This is a genomic window from Thermodesulfovibrio sp. TK500a, from assembly GCF_055381765.1.
Genome location: NZ_AP041606.1, coordinates 1,027,214 through 1,041,295 on the forward strand (window position 1 = coordinate 1,027,214; position 14,082 = coordinate 1,041,295).

The following is a 14,082-nucleotide window of genomic DNA, read 5'->3' on the forward strand; positions in this document are numbered from 1 at the left end:
AGCCTACCTTGATATTAAGAACAATAACTCCTCTCTCCATTCTCTTATCTTCACGCCCAACTCTTTGCATATTTTACCATTACTCATCACCGACCAGCGCGGTCTTTTTGCTGGCAGGTTAAAGTCCGCCTGATAGGCTGGAAGTATAAGCTTGTTTATGCCCTTTATCCTAAAATACTCCTTTGCCCAATCGTAACGTGAGGCTTAACCCGAGTTTACAAAGTGATATAGCCCGGTAAGACCTGCATCAATTGCCTTTATTGTTACTTCAACTATGGTTCTTGTTGAAGTTGGCACGGAAAACTCATCTACTGCGATTTTCAAGACATCCCTTTCTTTTGCCCACTGCGCAAGCTTGTAAAGGAAGTTCTGCTTTCCTCTTCCATAAACCCAGCTTGTTCTGAAGATTAAGTATTTATCAAGTATCTCATGAATAAAAAGTTCGCCAAAAAGCTTGCTTTTTACATATTCGTTTATTGGATTGGGTTTGTCTTCCTCAGTATACACTCCCTGTTTCGTTCCATCAAAGACATAATCCTTTGAATAATGAATTAAATAAGCTCCTATATCTCTGCGAGCAAAAGCTAAATTAGCAACACCAATTTTATTTTATTTGGTGCAAAAAGAGAAATCGCACAGTTTCTATAAATCATTGACCACTACAAAAGCTTCTTTTCCCATTCATAGGCTGTTTTTATGATGTAGTTAAGGTCATCGTATCTTGGTTGCCATCCAAGTGTGCTTTTCAGTTTTGTGCTTTCTGCTACAAGTTGGGGAGGGTCTCCGTCCCTGCGTACTGTTTCTATTACTTTGAAATCCACGCCTGTTACCTTCTTTGTTGCCTCAACAACTTCTCTTACAGAATATCCATGCCCGTATCCACAATTAAAAATATCGCTTTTACCTCCCTGTAAGAGATATTCAAGTACCAGTATATGAGCATCTGCAAGGTCGTCTACATGTATGTAGTCTCTTATACATGTGCCATCCTTTGTGGGATAGTCTGTTCCGTATATTTCAAGATAAGGTCTTTTGCCAAGTGCTGTTTTTACAGCAACAGTTATAAGATGCGTGGCATCTTTTCTTCTCTGCCCCAGTCTTCCAGAACTATCAGCACCTGCTACATTGAAGTAACGAAGAGATACATATCGGAAGTCATTTACCTGAGCCACTTCGTTTAGCATTCTTTCAACCATTGCTTTAGAATCTCCATAGGGATTTATCGGCTTAAGTGGAGCGTCCTCATTTACAGGGCATTTTTCAGGTATGCCATATACTGCTGCAGAGGAGGAGAATATAAAGTTTTTCACGCCATGTTCAAGGCATGCATTCACAAGGTTAAGGGTATTGCAGAAGTTGTTTTTGTAGTATTTAACAGGATCTTTTACTGATTCAGGCACAACTATATAGGCTGCAAAATGCATTACTGCATCGGGTTTAAATTCTTTGAATGTCTGATTTAAGGTTTGTATGTCTGATAAATCTGCCACCACAAGCTCACCATAAAGCACTGCTTCACGATGTCCATAGGAGAGATTGTCATAGGTAAGAACACTGTATCCCCTTTCACCAAGCATTTTAACTACATGACTTCCAATATAACCAGCTCCGCCTGTAACAAGGACTTTCATGTTGTTCTTCCTCCCTGTTTTTATCACATCATAAATTTTCATATCTTTACCCAATGCTCCGCCTCCTCAGTTACATTAGCACAAAGGCAAATGTAACCGAGCAGGATAAAAATTAAGCCAGTTCTACTTCAGAGGCATCTATTTTAACACTTACGGATCTCTGAAGTATATGTATTGAAAGAATTAAATAATGCTGTTTTTCCTTTTTCTTAAGCACGCCAACAACACCCTGAAGTGCACCATTTTTTATCCGTACCCTCTGTCCTTCTTTGAGGTATGGATATGGATCTATTTGTCTTTTGCTCTCTATTGCTTTTTTAAGAGGCTCAATCTCTTCCTCTGGCACTGTTGCTGGTTCACCTTGCAGGTTTTTAATAAAATTTACCACACCAGGTGTTTTTAAAACCTTAAGCATTAAGTCATAGCTTTTTTCAATGTATACAAAGAGATAACCAGGGAAAAGCGGGAATTTGACAAGCTTTTTCCTGTCTTTCCATCTTCTTAGCCTTTCAACTGCTGGAAGAAATGCCTCTATGCCTAACTTTCTAAGCCTTTCTAAAACCTTAAACTCATGTCTTGATTTCACATAAATCGCATACCACTGAAGCCCTAACTCTGCCATAAATAGTAAACCTTCGTCTTAATATTATTTATTTCTGCGATCTCTTTTTCATCAAAGGTTGCAACAAGCACTGCATCAAAATCTATTTTGTTTATCTCCTCTTTTGTGTAAGCGCGGTAGTTAAAAATTTTTTTCTTGTCTCCATTAAGACTAACTATTCCAGCAATTTTTATTGGTAGCCCTCTTGATGAAATTATGCATAGCTCTGCAAGCTCTCCATTACCCCATAGAACAACTCGTTTTACACCTGATTCAATCATAGCTTTGTATGTCTGGTCTATTTTTTGTTTGATTTCTTTGAAATAATTAAAAGACCTTGCCATGTAATTACAGGTAAGGCGTGCTTTTTCTATAAACCCTTTTGGTGTGAGAATATACTTTATTCTTTTGTTATCAAGATTTTTAATCTTAATGCAGCCTTTCTTGTAAAGTCTTTTTATGTATGAGTTTGTAAGTCCAAGAGCTATGCCAAGCTTTGATGCAAGGTCTCTCTGAGTAATTGTGGGGTTTTCATGAATATGCTCAAGAATACGCATTGATATTTCATCTGATAGATGTGTTTTGTTCATATTTAAAACAATAACATTAAAAATAATTGATTGTCAAGCATTCTTTGATTATGTGGTTAAAATATAAAAATGTTTATACTGAACTCTTTAAATACTGGACACAGGGAATTTGCAAAGGTGTAGAATCTCTTATACTGAACCCTCAAATAGTGGACGCGATCAGTTTGTAAAAGTTAGACTTTTTAGTAGAACCTCTCTAAGGGTAAAGTATCTTTTCATGTTATCTTCCGTAACTATTAGTTTTTCTGGCATGGAAAGTCCCCCTTCGTAAAAAGTTTTTAAGAACACAACGGGGGATTGTAACAGAGATGTGACATTTTAAATTATTAAAAAGATGTGACATTTCAAAATTGAATCCACAATACAGCTACAACCCGTTGATTTTTCTTTACTGATAGAGTAAAATATTTCAAAATATAACTAAAGGTATTAAAAATGTCATTATCAGCACCTATATCAAAAAAAGAAAAGTTAAATCCTCTAATAACACCCATTGTAACTCAGGATATAGCTGACAGGGTTACAAATGCTATCATAGAGTTCATATCAAAGGTAGCTCGATTTCCTGAAGTAATAAAAGTAGCCTACAAACCAAAAGGAAATATAATTACAATATGGACATTTATTAAAAAACCTGAAAAAAATCTGTTATTTTCCATTTACGAAATAGAACACCAGATAATGGAAAAATTTCCTGAACTCATATTTGATTTTACAGTAATCTTTAAAAACAGTGAGTCTCCAACAGGATTTTATGAACAAATAATTTCAGAATAAAGTTGGCTACAGAAAAAGAGCAAAATGATTTTTCCTTACATTGTCAAAAAAAGTATGTAGAGTTACCCCTACAGCCCCGGTTGAATGCTATTCTTTACACATGCGTGTTTAATTACCTGCTTCCAAATCATCTTCTTTCAAGGAATGATAACCATCGCCTTCAATCCCAAGATCGGTATCCGTTACTATTGTCCACAAGAAATTTACAAAAGGAAATAAATATCTCCTTCTTCTTAAGTTCATTCGACACCTGTACTGCACCCCAATTTTGAGAAAAATTCTTACCCCTTTAATTTGTAAAAGTGGGTCAATTTTCAGTGAGAATTTTCACTTTTCTAACTTCTTGAGTTCTTTTATAATAAGTTGCTTTTCCTTTTTCAGCCTTTTTATCTCATTATCATAAAACTTAAGCCTATCCCAATGTTGCATTTCATTCCCTTTTAACATGCTCTTCTTTAATGATGAACCTAAGTATTTGAATATAAACCTTCGGGCAGTAGGATTGAAGGTAGCTCTATACCAATAAGGACCATGAGGACAATAAGGACATTTCTTATTTGCACAATTAGCAAGTTTAAGCACTAACTTGTTATTCTTTAATCCATCACCTCCAAATTCAGCTCTAAACAAGTTACAGAGTTGTTCCATCTGATGCTTAATAGCCTCAAGTTCAGTAGTAAGAATTCTAAAATTTTTCATTTTTTTTCATCCTCCATTTCATTTTATTATCTACTATATGCAAAATGAATATGCTCATTTCGCATATAAAAATATTATACAAACCTCTGAAAATACGAAATGTTGAATTTCATTTTGCAATACTATATGTAAAATGACAAGTTCATTTTGCATACTGCGAATGAAAAAATTTTTTACAAAAAAGTGCCAAAAAATACTTTTCAGAAAAATAATATTTATATTTATCCTTTTGATAAAAAAAAGATAAAAAAATATCCCTTATTCGTTATATCAGGATACAGTTAATCGGAAAAAAAATAAAAGACAATGAGGTTATACTAATTTATAGGAATTTGCCTTGGGCAAATTAATCAACAAAAAAGGAGGAATGGATGAGTAAAAACAACATGGGGAACATTAATGATGAATTAGCCGATTTCCTGTTAGCTTGGGACCCTGATAATCCTGATATAGAGATTGTAGATGAGAATGGAGAATTAATTACAGGAGAAAGAAGAAAAAAGATAATGGAATTCATAAAAGACCAAGTGTTGAATAGCAGATTAAGATATGATGCGTAGAAGATAAAAAAACCTTCTAACAAAGGAAACTCTAAAAAAGAGAATCCTTTGTTAGAAGGTTTACTGGTGTTAAATACTAATTTAATCACTTTTTTAAAGGGTTTTTGAAGTTTCGTAAAAAAGGTTAATCTTAATTGAGAAAAAAATTAAAAACCTATTTTTTATACTAAAACTAATATATTTGATCTTTGACAAGAAGAAAAAAGGCAATAAAATAAACAATACAAAAGAAGGAGGTTGCAATGAGGGCAAAAACTAATAAAAATAATTTACAGGGACATGACCTTGCAGAACTTTTGAATATATGGTCTGATACCGATGAATCTGAGCTATATGCAGGAGATGGCAGAAAAATAGAGGGTGATGAGAAAAAAGAAATAATGAGCATAGTAAGAAAGATGATTTTAACATCTCCAATTAACTATACATGTAGCATAATAGATATAGAAAGATATAGAAAAATAAAGAAAGAGAGGACTTATGAACAATGATAGGAAAAGATAGATTGAAGAAATTATAAAGAAAATAACGGAAATTTTAATCCAGCAGATGAGAGAGACTGGCGAATATTTCATGAAAAAAGCATTAGAGGAAGCTTAAAAAAGGCTAAAGAAACTTTAATAATGATTTAGGATGTTAAGAAAACAATGAAATAATAAATTAAAAAAGAGAAAGGGAGATTTTCTCCCTTTCTCTTTTTAGACATAGTTAAGTTGTTGAGTCAAAAACTAAATCTCTTATTTTTTTTAATCAACTGCCTTTTTGTAAAGTTTACAGAGCCTATAAATGTCTTAAAACCTCATTTAGGGATATGAAAAAACTTTGATTAAGATTTTTCATTTCCTAGCCTACTTTGTAGTAGAAAATTAATTTAAATATTACAAACATTATGAGCGCAAATTTTAGCACTTGACGATAAATTACCAAGGTTTAATTTTAATATTTATTATAAAGACATAAAGGAGGAATTAACATGAGAAAATTATATTTTTTTATTCTGAATTCAGAAATGCACAACGATGTAATTGAAATTTTAGATTTAATTCCCCAAACATTGCGAGGTAAATTTATAGTAGATGTTATAAGAAGTCATTATGCTTATGAAGAAATTATAAGTAAAGATGAAAACTTAAGAAAGACAATAAAAAGTCGAATCTCAACAGAGCTAATAAATAGTCAAAGTTCACCAGAAAAAAATTTAAATCTCAATGATAAAAGGTTTCTTAATACTTCAGAAGCTTTAGAAATCAAAGAAGAAAAACAAGATAATCTTAACGATAAAGAGGGAGAATATGTGGGTATTGACATAGGTTCTCTTTATACCAAAATTTCTCTAAATGATAAGGATTTTTGTTTTAAGACTTTGGTTGAGCCTTATATTCATACTGAAAAAGTCTTTAATGATCGTTTTTCTGTTATTAGTGTTAATGGCAATAATTATTTAGTAGGTCCTGATGCTTCACCGAGAAGAAAATTGACTGAAGATTTTGTAGGGACAGAACCTTACTTCGCAATTATAGGATATTGTATCAATAAGTTAGTCAAACAAGGGATAGCAATAAAAGGAATAGGATTAGGGTTACCACCTTCTGTGTATGATTCTAAAAAAATATCTCTTTTAAAGTATCAGTTGAAGACATTGGAAATAAAAACAAATGGAAATAAAATTGAAATCCCTGAAAAAATTGAATTTTTGCCTCAAGGATTAGGAGCATATATTGATTTTGCATGGAAATACAGTGATATAGCCAGAAAAGATACAATTGTTATTGATATTGGCTACTATACTCTTGATATGGTTTACATTAAAGATGGTGTATATATTTCTAAAATGTCTAGAAGTTATCCAGCAGGAATGGAAATTTTATATAACAAAATAATTGATGAGTTCACAGTTAAATATAGCGATTTTATTAATGATGTTTATGTAGATTTGCTTTTAAAAGATGGTAAATTTACATATTTTGGAAAAGAATATAAGTTTGATGTTCAAGAATATATTAGTAGATTTTATTTACCAGAAATAGAGAGCAGACTTAAAGATTATGTGATAGAACTAAAAAACAATGGATATAAAATTGATCAAGTACTTTTAACTGGTGGTGGTGCAGTTTATTTGAATGATAAAGTTGATGGAGTATATATATCAGATAATCCTCAATTTGCAAATGCAAGAGGATATAAAATATATGTTGAATATGTTGAACGAAAATAAAAAACCAAGGTTAATTATGAACCAAAAAAATGAAAACAAGGTTAATTTAACTTATAAAGATATTCAAACCAAATCAGAAGATGTGTCATTTGCCTTTTTCTTAGTAATTGCTTTGTTTATTACTGGAATAATATATTTTTGGGATTCAGTCAAAAAATTTTTTCCTGAATTAGGGACACATCTTTTAAATCTCGATATTAATACCATTGCTCACATTGTAGGTTTCTGGATAGCGATTAACTTAGGAGTACTGTTTATTTTTGGAGTAATATTTGGTTTTATTCTTGAAAAAGTCTTTTGCAAAATAACTGAAAGCACTTTTTCACCAAAAAGATTTTTATACATTTTCTTAAAAATGCCAGAATGGATAGATAGGACATTTAATGCTTTTTTTGATAATTTTGGATTAACTTACAAAAATTTTTTAGACGATAAAAAAGCTAAATTATTATGGGACATATATACAGATATGAAAACAGGCTACATATCCAACTGGTATTCTCTGCTTTTACATGTTGTAACTTTAGTTAGTTTTATGTTTCCTGTTTTGTATTTTTATGTAAAACCTATCAGAAGAAATATCTCACATAACGCTTTTATGGTTTATTGCTACATGTCAAAAAAGAAAAATTAAAATCCTTTAAAAAATAAATTCTTAATTTACCTGCTTTCACGAACAGGGATGAAACTGGAAAAACAAGGCACAGGTATCTATTCAGTGTTGGCAGGCTTGAAGATTTCCTGAACACAGAGTCATTTAAAAAACTTGCAAAGAGAGCATTGGGGCAGGAAGAACCAAAGCTTGAACTTAGAAACATCTCAGAGGGAAGAATACTCAACTATGGACATTGTCTGATAAAGAAACTCTGGGATAGATTGAGTCTTGATGGATTTTTCAACTCTGTGACAGAAAAGAAAAGGGCTTGAAAATTCTCATGAAATTTGACCCACTTTTCTCATGAAAATTGATCCACCCCTCTATTAAAATAACCCCTAAAACAGAGGAAAAGGAGATGGTGATAAGCATGAAAGATTGGCAGTGTTCAGATAGTGCTTGGATTACTAATAAAGATGGAATGTCCTTCTAAAAATATAATATTTAATATGAAACCAAAAGTTCCTAAAAAACCTGTTTCTACTGTTCATCAACAGCGTCTCCCTTTGTTTTGTAAAAAAACAAAGTTTGAAACTATATTTGGAAATATAGAGCTTTCAAAAGAATTAAGCCAAACGCACAAGGATATTCTTGATGCTATGGCAACCTGTTCTATCAAAAAAGGCAAAACTTTAGAAGGAAGAATGTTCATTGTTTTTGACATTCGGGAAGTTTTAAAATTTCTTGGACACAAAAAAATAACACATCATAAGTGGTTATCTCAAAAACTTGATGACATGATGTCAACAATAATCAAACTTCAATACACTAAAAACGATAGAATCTATAAAATTCACTCTAACATCATCAACAAATTTGGATATTCAGAGAAATTTAAAAAAGAAAATATAAAAGAAGGAACATTTGGAGAAGGTTGTTACTATGTTGTGGTTTTCTCAGAAGAATTCACAAAACTTTACGAACACGATACTGTTATCTATCTCGATAAACAAACTATAAAAGCCATCGTGGATGTTAGTAGCGATTTTGTTAAATCAGTTATAAGGTTCTGCATGAGTCATCAGCAATGCAATATGAAACTTGAAGACATAATGTATTATCTTGGCTACGAAAATATATCAGAACGACATAAGCAAAGATTAAAAGCAGAAATCTTAAAATACAAAAATTATCTTGAAGAAAATTTCAATATCATCGTCAAACAAGAAAAAAATCAAATCACAATTTTCTACAAAAGCAATTTATCAGTTTTTTTGCCTGAATAAATAATCCAATTCAACTAAACTCACTCTATAAAGAACACTAACCATTTATTTTTGCCTTAGCTAATTGCTAAATCATAAACAAATATCCTTATAACGCTCAAATCAAGTAAAATCAAGCATTTCATAAAATGTTGTCTTTGATATGTATTTTTTGCTTATTTTTCAATAACTTAAATGTAAGTAACATAAAGCCTTGAAAAATAAAGAAAACGACATATTATGATACGGAGTATGACATGTTATGATACGGTGGCGACATGTTATGATACGGTGAGCGACATGTTATGATACGGTCGCCAAGATTAGGGTATATATATAACCCTAGTAATATAAGTTATGCAGGGGGGTATCTCAATTTCGCATATATTATATATATAGGGGTTATAATAATAACCTTAGTTATTCTTTAACCTAGGTATAAATTTGTCCTACAAAGAATTAGTAAAAGACTTATTTTTTTGGTTTAGTTCTAATTTCACTAGTGGAACACTCTTTTTTTGACAAAACTATTTTATTGTGATTGGTTCTTAATATTTATTAGAGGCAAAATACTTCTCTTAGCCTTTCCTTGCAACTCCCTGTTTTCCCTCCGACAGGGAGTTGCCCCTCCCCTTAAAAAAAACATAAAAAATGAAAGTTTTTACATAAAAAAACTCAAATAAACCCTTCTTCCCCTTTGTTAAAAACAAAAACCACCCCAAGCAAAAAAAATCTTTGTAAAGCAAATAAAAAAAAGAGGAGGAAATCCCCCTCTTTTTTTACTTTTTACCCTGAGATATGCTTTCCCTTTAAGGGAAAGCAGAAAAATTCAGAACAGGTTAATCCGGAAATTTCTCTATAATTGATTCCTCTACTTTGTTGAGTTTATTAATAATAATATCCTTGATTTTCTGGAAGTGATCATGAATCACAAGCATGTTTTCTTTATCTTTTATTGCAGAAAAACAATTCTCAAACTTTGTTAAAGTCTCTTCTACATCTGTTAAAAGAGATTTAATAATTGTAACAGTGTATTCAAACATCTGATTATTAACCATTTCAATTTTTTCAGAAAGTTCTTCATAAAGTTTCAACTTTTCTCTTTCCTTTTCAGCAATGATAGCATCTTTATCTTTAAGTTTTTTTTCTAAAAGTTCTTTGTTATGAGATAGAATTTTGATTTGGTTTTTAAGTTCTTCTACTTCTTTTTTTAATTCTTCGTCTGGCTTGAAATTTTTAAGCTCTAATTCTTTTTGTTCAATTTTTTCCTTAAGAATTTCAAGTTGTTTTTTTGTTTCATTGAGTTGATTGTTTAAATTTTCTTTTTCTAGTAAAATAGAATTTATTTGATATTCAAGTTCTTTTTTTTCTTGAATTAATTTTTCGTCAACCACTTTTTTTTCTATGATTTCTTTTAAAACTTCAACTTGTACATTTTCTTTTTGCTCTAAAAGTTCTTTTATTTTTTCTATTAACTCAGGAAAATTTTGTAAATATTTTACTGTTTTTTTAGATAGATTTAATTTTTGAGCAATTTCAGAAAGATAAGGAGAAACCATATTTTTTTTAGATAAAATAGTGTTAATTTTGTCTAAAATTACAACTTGTTCAGTATTTGTATAACTATTTAGGGAAAAGTTTTCAGCAATCCATGCTTGGACAATTTCTTCTTCACTTGGAAAATATCTTACAAAACAGGGAACAGAACCTAATCCAAGTCTTGATGCGGCTATAACCCTTCGGTTTCCTGCAATACGATAAATCTTTCCATTTTCCTCTGTAACCAAAATCGGTTGCAAAATATTCATCTCTGCTATTGAAATCATCAACTTTTGTATGTCTTCTTCAGTAACAGCAAAGATTTGATTTTCTTCTAAAATTTTCAACGCAGGATGTGGTTCAAGAGTTTCTGGATTCAAAAAAACTATTTGCCCTTCTTGGTATTTTGTCATTCTTGCCTCCTTTAAAGTTTATTTTTTTTCATTAATTCCTTTCTTGCCTCTTCACATCTATCGTGCAAGGTTAATTTATCCATACGCATAACACTCTCTATTGTGAGGTTTAAAAGAGGTAATAAATCTTTGAAATTGAGAATATAAAACATTTTTGCGGCTTTTTCATCTTCTAAAGTTAAATTAATTAAGAGATTTATTAATTTTAACTTTTTATCTTTGAAAATATTTATGTGTTTGATGTTATATAATTGTGCGATATAATCTAAATAATGTTTTGTTAGTTTTCTTCTTTCGCAATAAGACTGCAAAACACAATCAGGTTTAATGATAATTTTTTGTGATTTCAATTCTTCGCAAAGTCTTTTTACATGTCTATATTTGTATCCTTTAGGATTTTTTACAATGTTTTCTATAACATTAATAAGTGCAGTGATTTTGATGTCATCAGAAGGTAACGAAGCGATAAGAATTAACCATCTTAATTTAATAACTTTTTTTAAAAAATCAGGTTCTCTAAAACGCAAAAGCATTGTTATGCATTCTGGAGGGAGGTTATTAATGAAGCGTTTTGCAAAATTACCATATGCTTCCTTTAAAAATTTTTCTGCTTGTATTTTTTCTATTTGTGTTTCTGTCATCATGTTATAATATAACACCCTCCTTCTAAATATTTTTTTTAATTACAAATTGTTCACTATTCAAAAAGTTGTATCTTTCTCAAAAGATACAAAAAGTTGTATTTTTTCACGAAGAACAACTTTCTGTTCTTCCCTCACGAAGAACAACTTTCTGTTCTTCCCTCACGAAGAACAACTTTCTGTTCTTCCCTCACGAAGAACAACTTTCTGTTCTTCCCTCACGAAGAACAACTTTCTGTATTTTTTTTTACAAAGAACAATAAATTACCCAAACCTTATATCATCTATTGCTTGCAGAATATTTTTTATGTGTTTGATGTCTATCTTTGTTAAGCGGGAAATTTCTTCTATTGATTTGTTTTCCTTGTGAAGCTTTACTATTTCTATTAAAATTTTTGTAGCCTTATTATTTTTGCAGTTTGTTATTTTTGCTACATATTCTATTGTTCTTGACGCAAGAAATTTTATATAGTCAGAGTAAGAATTTGTATAGTGCAGTAAAGCAGTATTTGCCATGGCAGGAATAGTAGAAATATTAACAGTTTCAAGTGAAACAAATTTATTCTCTTTGCCATATTTGGAGAATTCAGTTTTTAAACATTGAGCAAAATGATTTGCAAATGTGTATTTTGTATTTTTATTGCCATTTTTGCTATTTCCATTGGTTGCTCTCTTGGGCTGATATGTTGATTTTGCAGTGTGATAGGCAATAAATGCAATATTAACGATTTCCTCTGCTGTACATTGAATTTTCATCTTGTTTTTAATTGTTATCACAAGTCCCCAATTTTGAACAAGAAAGCTTTTTGCAGGGCAATGTTGCATAGAAACTAAAGATTCAGGTTTGTTAATAGCATTGCTTTTCATTTTTTTTTACATTCCCCCCCCCATTTTTTTATTTGTGTATTTCTGTTAATATAATATTATTTTGTACAATTCAGTTATAATAAAACTTAAACTTTTAACAAAAAATAAAATCAAATTTGATTTTGATATTAGCATATTTGACTTAAAAAGTCAAATTAAAATTTTTTTAAATAGTTATAAAATTATCTTTGCTTATTTTGTGTTTATTTTAAGCAAGCAAAGATAAAAATTATGTGAACCATAAAAGTTCACATAAAAAATATGGAAAAGAGAGGTAAAAAAATGGAAAAGCAAAAAATTATTAATGAAATTGGAAGAAAAATAAGGGAATTAAGAAAAAAACATAATTTGACTGCAATTGAATTATCAAAACTTGTAGGATTAAGTCATGCTACACTTTTAAGAATTGAAACAGGAAAAGTAGAAGCAGGAATAACAGATATATTAAAAATTTGTAAATATTTCAATTTAGATGTTAATTATTTTTTGACAGATACAAAATTATATACAACACAACAAAATCTTGTCTTTGTTCCTTTGGTGGAAGGACAAATTTCAGCAGGAAAGGGATTGATGGCACAGAATCATATTGTAGATTTTATTCCTTTCAGCAAGGAATGGTTACAGAGAAAGGGAGATGTAAGCAAAATGGTGTTGATTCGTGTATCGGGAGATAGCATGTATCCTACTTTGCAAAATAATGATCTAGTATTAATAGATACATCTAAAAGACATATAGACTCACAGGGTGGTATTTATGCGATAGCAATAGAAGATGAAATTCTGATTAAACGAGCATGTTATGTTTTTGAGGAAACCAAACCGGGAATACTTACTAAAAAAGTGAAAATTATTAGTGATAATCCTGTGTATGAACCACTAAAGTTTAATTTGAAGGATGTAGTAGTAAATGGTAAAGCTATATGGTATGGTAGGGAACTATAAATTTCAATTTTTAATTTCAAAATTTTCTTCTTGTTGACTTGTTAAAATAAAATAAAACAATAACAAGGAGGAAAACTATGAAATTTAAGTTTTTTCTTTTGTTCTTGCTTATAGGTTTTCTTTCTGCGTGTGGTCCTATTATGCAGACTGATTTAAACAAAGCATTATTGCCTGAAGATTCAAATCCATGTACTGATAAGGGCAGAGAATGCTATGTTAAAGCATTAGGTTTTGACAAAAATTTTGAAAATTCTATTGTTGCAATTACTGTAAAACCATATTTCAAAGAAGTAAAAATAACTGTTCCTTTTTGGGCTCCAAACAAAAAAGGAGATTTTGATTTATGTGTTGCAAAAGCATTAAAACAGGTAATTCCTAATAGTGCTATTTATTTTGAAAATAAACCTGATGTTTTTATTCGTTATGAAATCAATGATGTCAATATAAATACAGATGGATTATTAATAAAAAGATCAAAATTAATTTCTGGACTTAACTCTTGGTTCACAGAGATTTACGGAAAACTCTATATCAAAGATAAAGAATTTGAATTGAATGGTGCTGGTGCAAAATCAGGAATATTAAAACTAGAAGATTCATATTACACAACTTGGAATGCATGCTTGGATGTGGCAAACAATATTGCAGATGTTTTGGTTAAAGAAAATTTATTAAAAAGTGAAGATGTAAAAAAAGCAGAAGTAGAAAAATAGAGACAGGGACAACCCCCTGTCTCTATTATGT

The 14,082-nt window shown here is 30.6% G+C and carries 16 protein-coding genes and 1 pseudogene; 9 read left to right on the forward strand and 8 right to left on the reverse strand.

Annotated features, from left to right (window positions below; genetic code table 11):
• Positions 1 to 3: 3 nt before the first annotated feature.
• From ACZ430_RS05435 to ACZ430_RS05450, 4 genes and pseudogenes are all read right to left on the reverse strand, one after another.
• Positions 4 to 603 (reverse strand): annotated as a pseudogene (locus tag ACZ430_RS05435) (SDR family oxidoreductase).
• A gap of 56 nt (positions 604 to 659) precedes the next feature.
• Entirely contained in the window at positions 660 to 1,631 is a 972-nt protein-coding gene (gene galE / locus ACZ430_RS05440; protein ID WP_464910769.1) for a UDP-glucose 4-epimerase GalE, read from the reverse strand.
• Positions 1,632 to 1,743: 112 nt separating this feature from the next.
• Positions 1,744 to 2,253 carry a UpxY family transcription antiterminator gene (locus tag ACZ430_RS05445; RefSeq protein ID WP_464910400.1) on the reverse strand — a complete coding sequence of 170 codons (510 nt, stop codon included), beginning with the start codon at positions 2,251 to 2,253 and terminating at the stop codon, positions 1,744 to 1,746.
• Positions 2,241 to 2,822 carry a winged helix-turn-helix transcriptional regulator gene (locus tag ACZ430_RS05450; protein ID WP_464910401.1) on the reverse strand — a complete coding sequence of 194 codons (582 nt, stop codon included), beginning with the start codon at positions 2,820 to 2,822 and terminating at the stop codon, positions 2,241 to 2,243. Before ACZ430_RS05450 ends, ACZ430_RS05445 begins: the two co-directional genes overlap by 13 nt.
• Positions 2,823 to 3,257: 435 nt before the next feature.
• On the opposite strand from ACZ430_RS05450, the gene ACZ430_RS05455 reads away from it, so the two are divergent.
• A complete protein-coding gene (locus ACZ430_RS05455) occupies positions 3,258 to 3,599 on the forward strand; it encodes a hypothetical protein (RefSeq protein WP_281753282.1) in 342 nt (113 codons plus the stop codon).
• 327 nt (positions 3,600 to 3,926) lie between these two features.
• Here ACZ430_RS05455 and ACZ430_RS05460 read toward each other — a convergent pair whose 3' ends face one another.
• Positions 3,927 to 4,298 (reverse strand): hypothetical protein, encoded by a 372-nt coding sequence (locus ACZ430_RS05460; RefSeq protein ID WP_464910402.1) that lies wholly within the window; start codon positions 4,296 to 4,298, stop codon positions 3,927 to 3,929.
• A 386-nt stretch (positions 4,299 to 4,684) separates the two neighbouring features.
• Between ACZ430_RS05460 and ACZ430_RS05465 the strand changes: the two genes are divergently transcribed.
• The 6 genes from ACZ430_RS05465 to ACZ430_RS05490 all read left to right on the forward strand — a co-directional run bounded on the left by ACZ430_RS05465 (position 4,685) and on the right by ACZ430_RS05490 (position 8,954).
• Entirely contained in the window at positions 4,685 to 4,858 is a 174-nt protein-coding gene (locus tag ACZ430_RS05465; protein ID WP_464910403.1) for a hypothetical protein, read from the forward strand.
• 242 nt (positions 4,859 to 5,100) lie between these two features.
• Positions 5,101 to 5,349 carry a hypothetical protein gene (locus tag ACZ430_RS05470; protein ID WP_059175967.1) on the forward strand — a complete coding sequence of 83 codons (249 nt, stop codon included), beginning with the start codon at positions 5,101 to 5,103 and terminating at the stop codon, positions 5,347 to 5,349.
• A gap of 482 nt (positions 5,350 to 5,831) precedes the next feature.
• Entirely contained in the window at positions 5,832 to 7,073 is a 1,242-nt protein-coding gene (locus ACZ430_RS05475) for a ParM/StbA family protein (RefSeq protein ID WP_059175966.1), read from the forward strand.
• 16 nt (positions 7,074 to 7,089) lie between these two features.
• Positions 7,090 to 7,707: a hypothetical protein gene (locus tag ACZ430_RS05480; RefSeq protein WP_059175965.1), complete on the forward strand. Its 618-nt coding sequence runs from the start codon at positions 7,090 to 7,092 to the stop codon at positions 7,705 to 7,707.
• Between the two features lie 146 nt (positions 7,708 to 7,853).
• Positions 7,854 to 8,000 carry a hypothetical protein gene (locus tag ACZ430_RS05485; protein WP_464910404.1) on the forward strand — a complete coding sequence of 49 codons (147 nt, stop codon included), beginning with the start codon at positions 7,854 to 7,856 and terminating at the stop codon, positions 7,998 to 8,000.
• A 177-nt stretch (positions 8,001 to 8,177) separates the two neighbouring features.
• Positions 8,178 to 8,954, forward strand: a complete 777-nt coding sequence (locus ACZ430_RS05490; RefSeq protein ID WP_153000433.1) for a hypothetical protein — start codon at positions 8,178 to 8,180, stop codon at positions 8,952 to 8,954.
• Positions 8,955 to 9,772: 818 nt separating this feature from the next.
• Here ACZ430_RS05490 and ACZ430_RS05495 read toward each other — a convergent pair.
• From ACZ430_RS05495 to ACZ430_RS05505, 3 genes are all read right to left on the reverse strand, one after another.
• Entirely contained in the window at positions 9,773 to 10,885 is a 1,113-nt protein-coding gene (locus tag ACZ430_RS05495; protein WP_464910405.1) for a ParB/RepB/Spo0J family partition protein, read from the reverse strand.
• A gap of 11 nt (positions 10,886 to 10,896) precedes the next feature.
• Positions 10,897 to 11,529, reverse strand: a complete 633-nt coding sequence (locus tag ACZ430_RS05500) for a hypothetical protein (RefSeq protein ID WP_464910406.1) — start codon at positions 11,527 to 11,529, stop codon at positions 10,897 to 10,899.
• Positions 11,530 to 11,790: 261 nt separating this feature from the next.
• Positions 11,791 to 12,393, reverse strand: coding sequence for a hypothetical protein (locus tag ACZ430_RS05505; protein WP_464910407.1), 603 nt, complete (start codon positions 12,391 to 12,393; stop codon positions 11,791 to 11,793).
• Between the two features lie 282 nt (positions 12,394 to 12,675).
• Here ACZ430_RS05505 and ACZ430_RS05510 point away from each other — a divergent pair, with 282 nt between their 5' ends.
• Both ACZ430_RS05510 and ACZ430_RS05515 read left to right on the forward strand, forming a co-directional pair.
• Positions 12,676 to 13,338, forward strand: coding sequence for an XRE family transcriptional regulator (locus tag ACZ430_RS05510; protein ID WP_464910408.1), 663 nt, complete (start codon positions 12,676 to 12,678; stop codon positions 13,336 to 13,338).
• 140 nt (positions 13,339 to 13,478) lie between these two features.
• Positions 13,479 to 14,051: a hypothetical protein gene (locus ACZ430_RS05515; protein ID WP_464910409.1), complete on the forward strand. Its 573-nt coding sequence runs from the start codon at positions 13,479 to 13,481 to the stop codon at positions 14,049 to 14,051.
• Positions 14,052 to 14,082: the final 31 nt, after the last annotated feature.

What these genes read in the sequence shown, in the direction of transcription:
- galE (WP_464910769.1), bottom strand. Translation starts at nt 1,631, where the DNA reads ATGAAAGTCCTTGTTACAGGCGGAGCTGGTTATATTGGAAGTCATGTA.
- ACZ430_RS05445 (WP_464910400.1), bottom strand. Translation starts at nt 2,253, where the DNA reads ATGGCAGAGTTAGGGCTTCAGTGGTATGCGATTTATGTGAAATCAAGA.
- ACZ430_RS05450 (WP_464910401.1), bottom strand. Translation starts at nt 2,822, where the DNA reads ATGAACAAAACACATCTATCAGATGAAATATCAATGCGTATTCTTGAG.
- ACZ430_RS05455 (WP_281753282.1), top strand. Translation starts at nt 3,258, where the DNA reads ATGTCATTATCAGCACCTATATCAAAAAAAGAAAAGTTAAATCCTCTA.
- ACZ430_RS05460 (WP_464910402.1), bottom strand. Translation starts at nt 4,298, where the DNA reads ATGAAAAATTTTAGAATTCTTACTACTGAACTTGAGGCTATTAAGCAT.
- ACZ430_RS05465 (WP_464910403.1), top strand. Translation starts at nt 4,685, where the DNA reads ATGGGGAACATTAATGATGAATTAGCCGATTTCCTGTTAGCTTGGGAC.
- ACZ430_RS05470 (WP_059175967.1), top strand. Translation starts at nt 5,101, where the DNA reads ATGAGGGCAAAAACTAATAAAAATAATTTACAGGGACATGACCTTGCA.
- ACZ430_RS05475 (WP_059175966.1), top strand. Translation starts at nt 5,832, where the DNA reads ATGAGAAAATTATATTTTTTTATTCTGAATTCAGAAATGCACAACGAT.
- ACZ430_RS05480 (WP_059175965.1), top strand. Translation starts at nt 7,090, where the DNA reads ATGAACCAAAAAAATGAAAACAAGGTTAATTTAACTTATAAAGATATT.
- ACZ430_RS05490 (WP_153000433.1), top strand. Translation starts at nt 8,178, where the DNA reads ATGAAACCAAAAGTTCCTAAAAAACCTGTTTCTACTGTTCATCAACAG.
- ACZ430_RS05495 (WP_464910405.1), bottom strand. Translation starts at nt 10,885, where the DNA reads ATGACAAAATACCAAGAAGGGCAAATAGTTTTTTTGAATCCAGAAACT.
- ACZ430_RS05500 (WP_464910406.1), bottom strand. Translation starts at nt 11,529, where the DNA reads ATGATGACAGAAACACAAATAGAAAAAATACAAGCAGAAAAATTTTTA.
- ACZ430_RS05505 (WP_464910407.1), bottom strand. Translation starts at nt 12,393, where the DNA reads ATGAAAAGCAATGCTATTAACAAACCTGAATCTTTAGTTTCTATGCAA.
- ACZ430_RS05510 (WP_464910408.1), top strand. Translation starts at nt 12,676, where the DNA reads ATGGAAAAGCAAAAAATTATTAATGAAATTGGAAGAAAAATAAGGGAA.
- ACZ430_RS05515 (WP_464910409.1), top strand. Translation starts at nt 13,479, where the DNA reads ATGCAGACTGATTTAAACAAAGCATTATTGCCTGAAGATTCAAATCCA.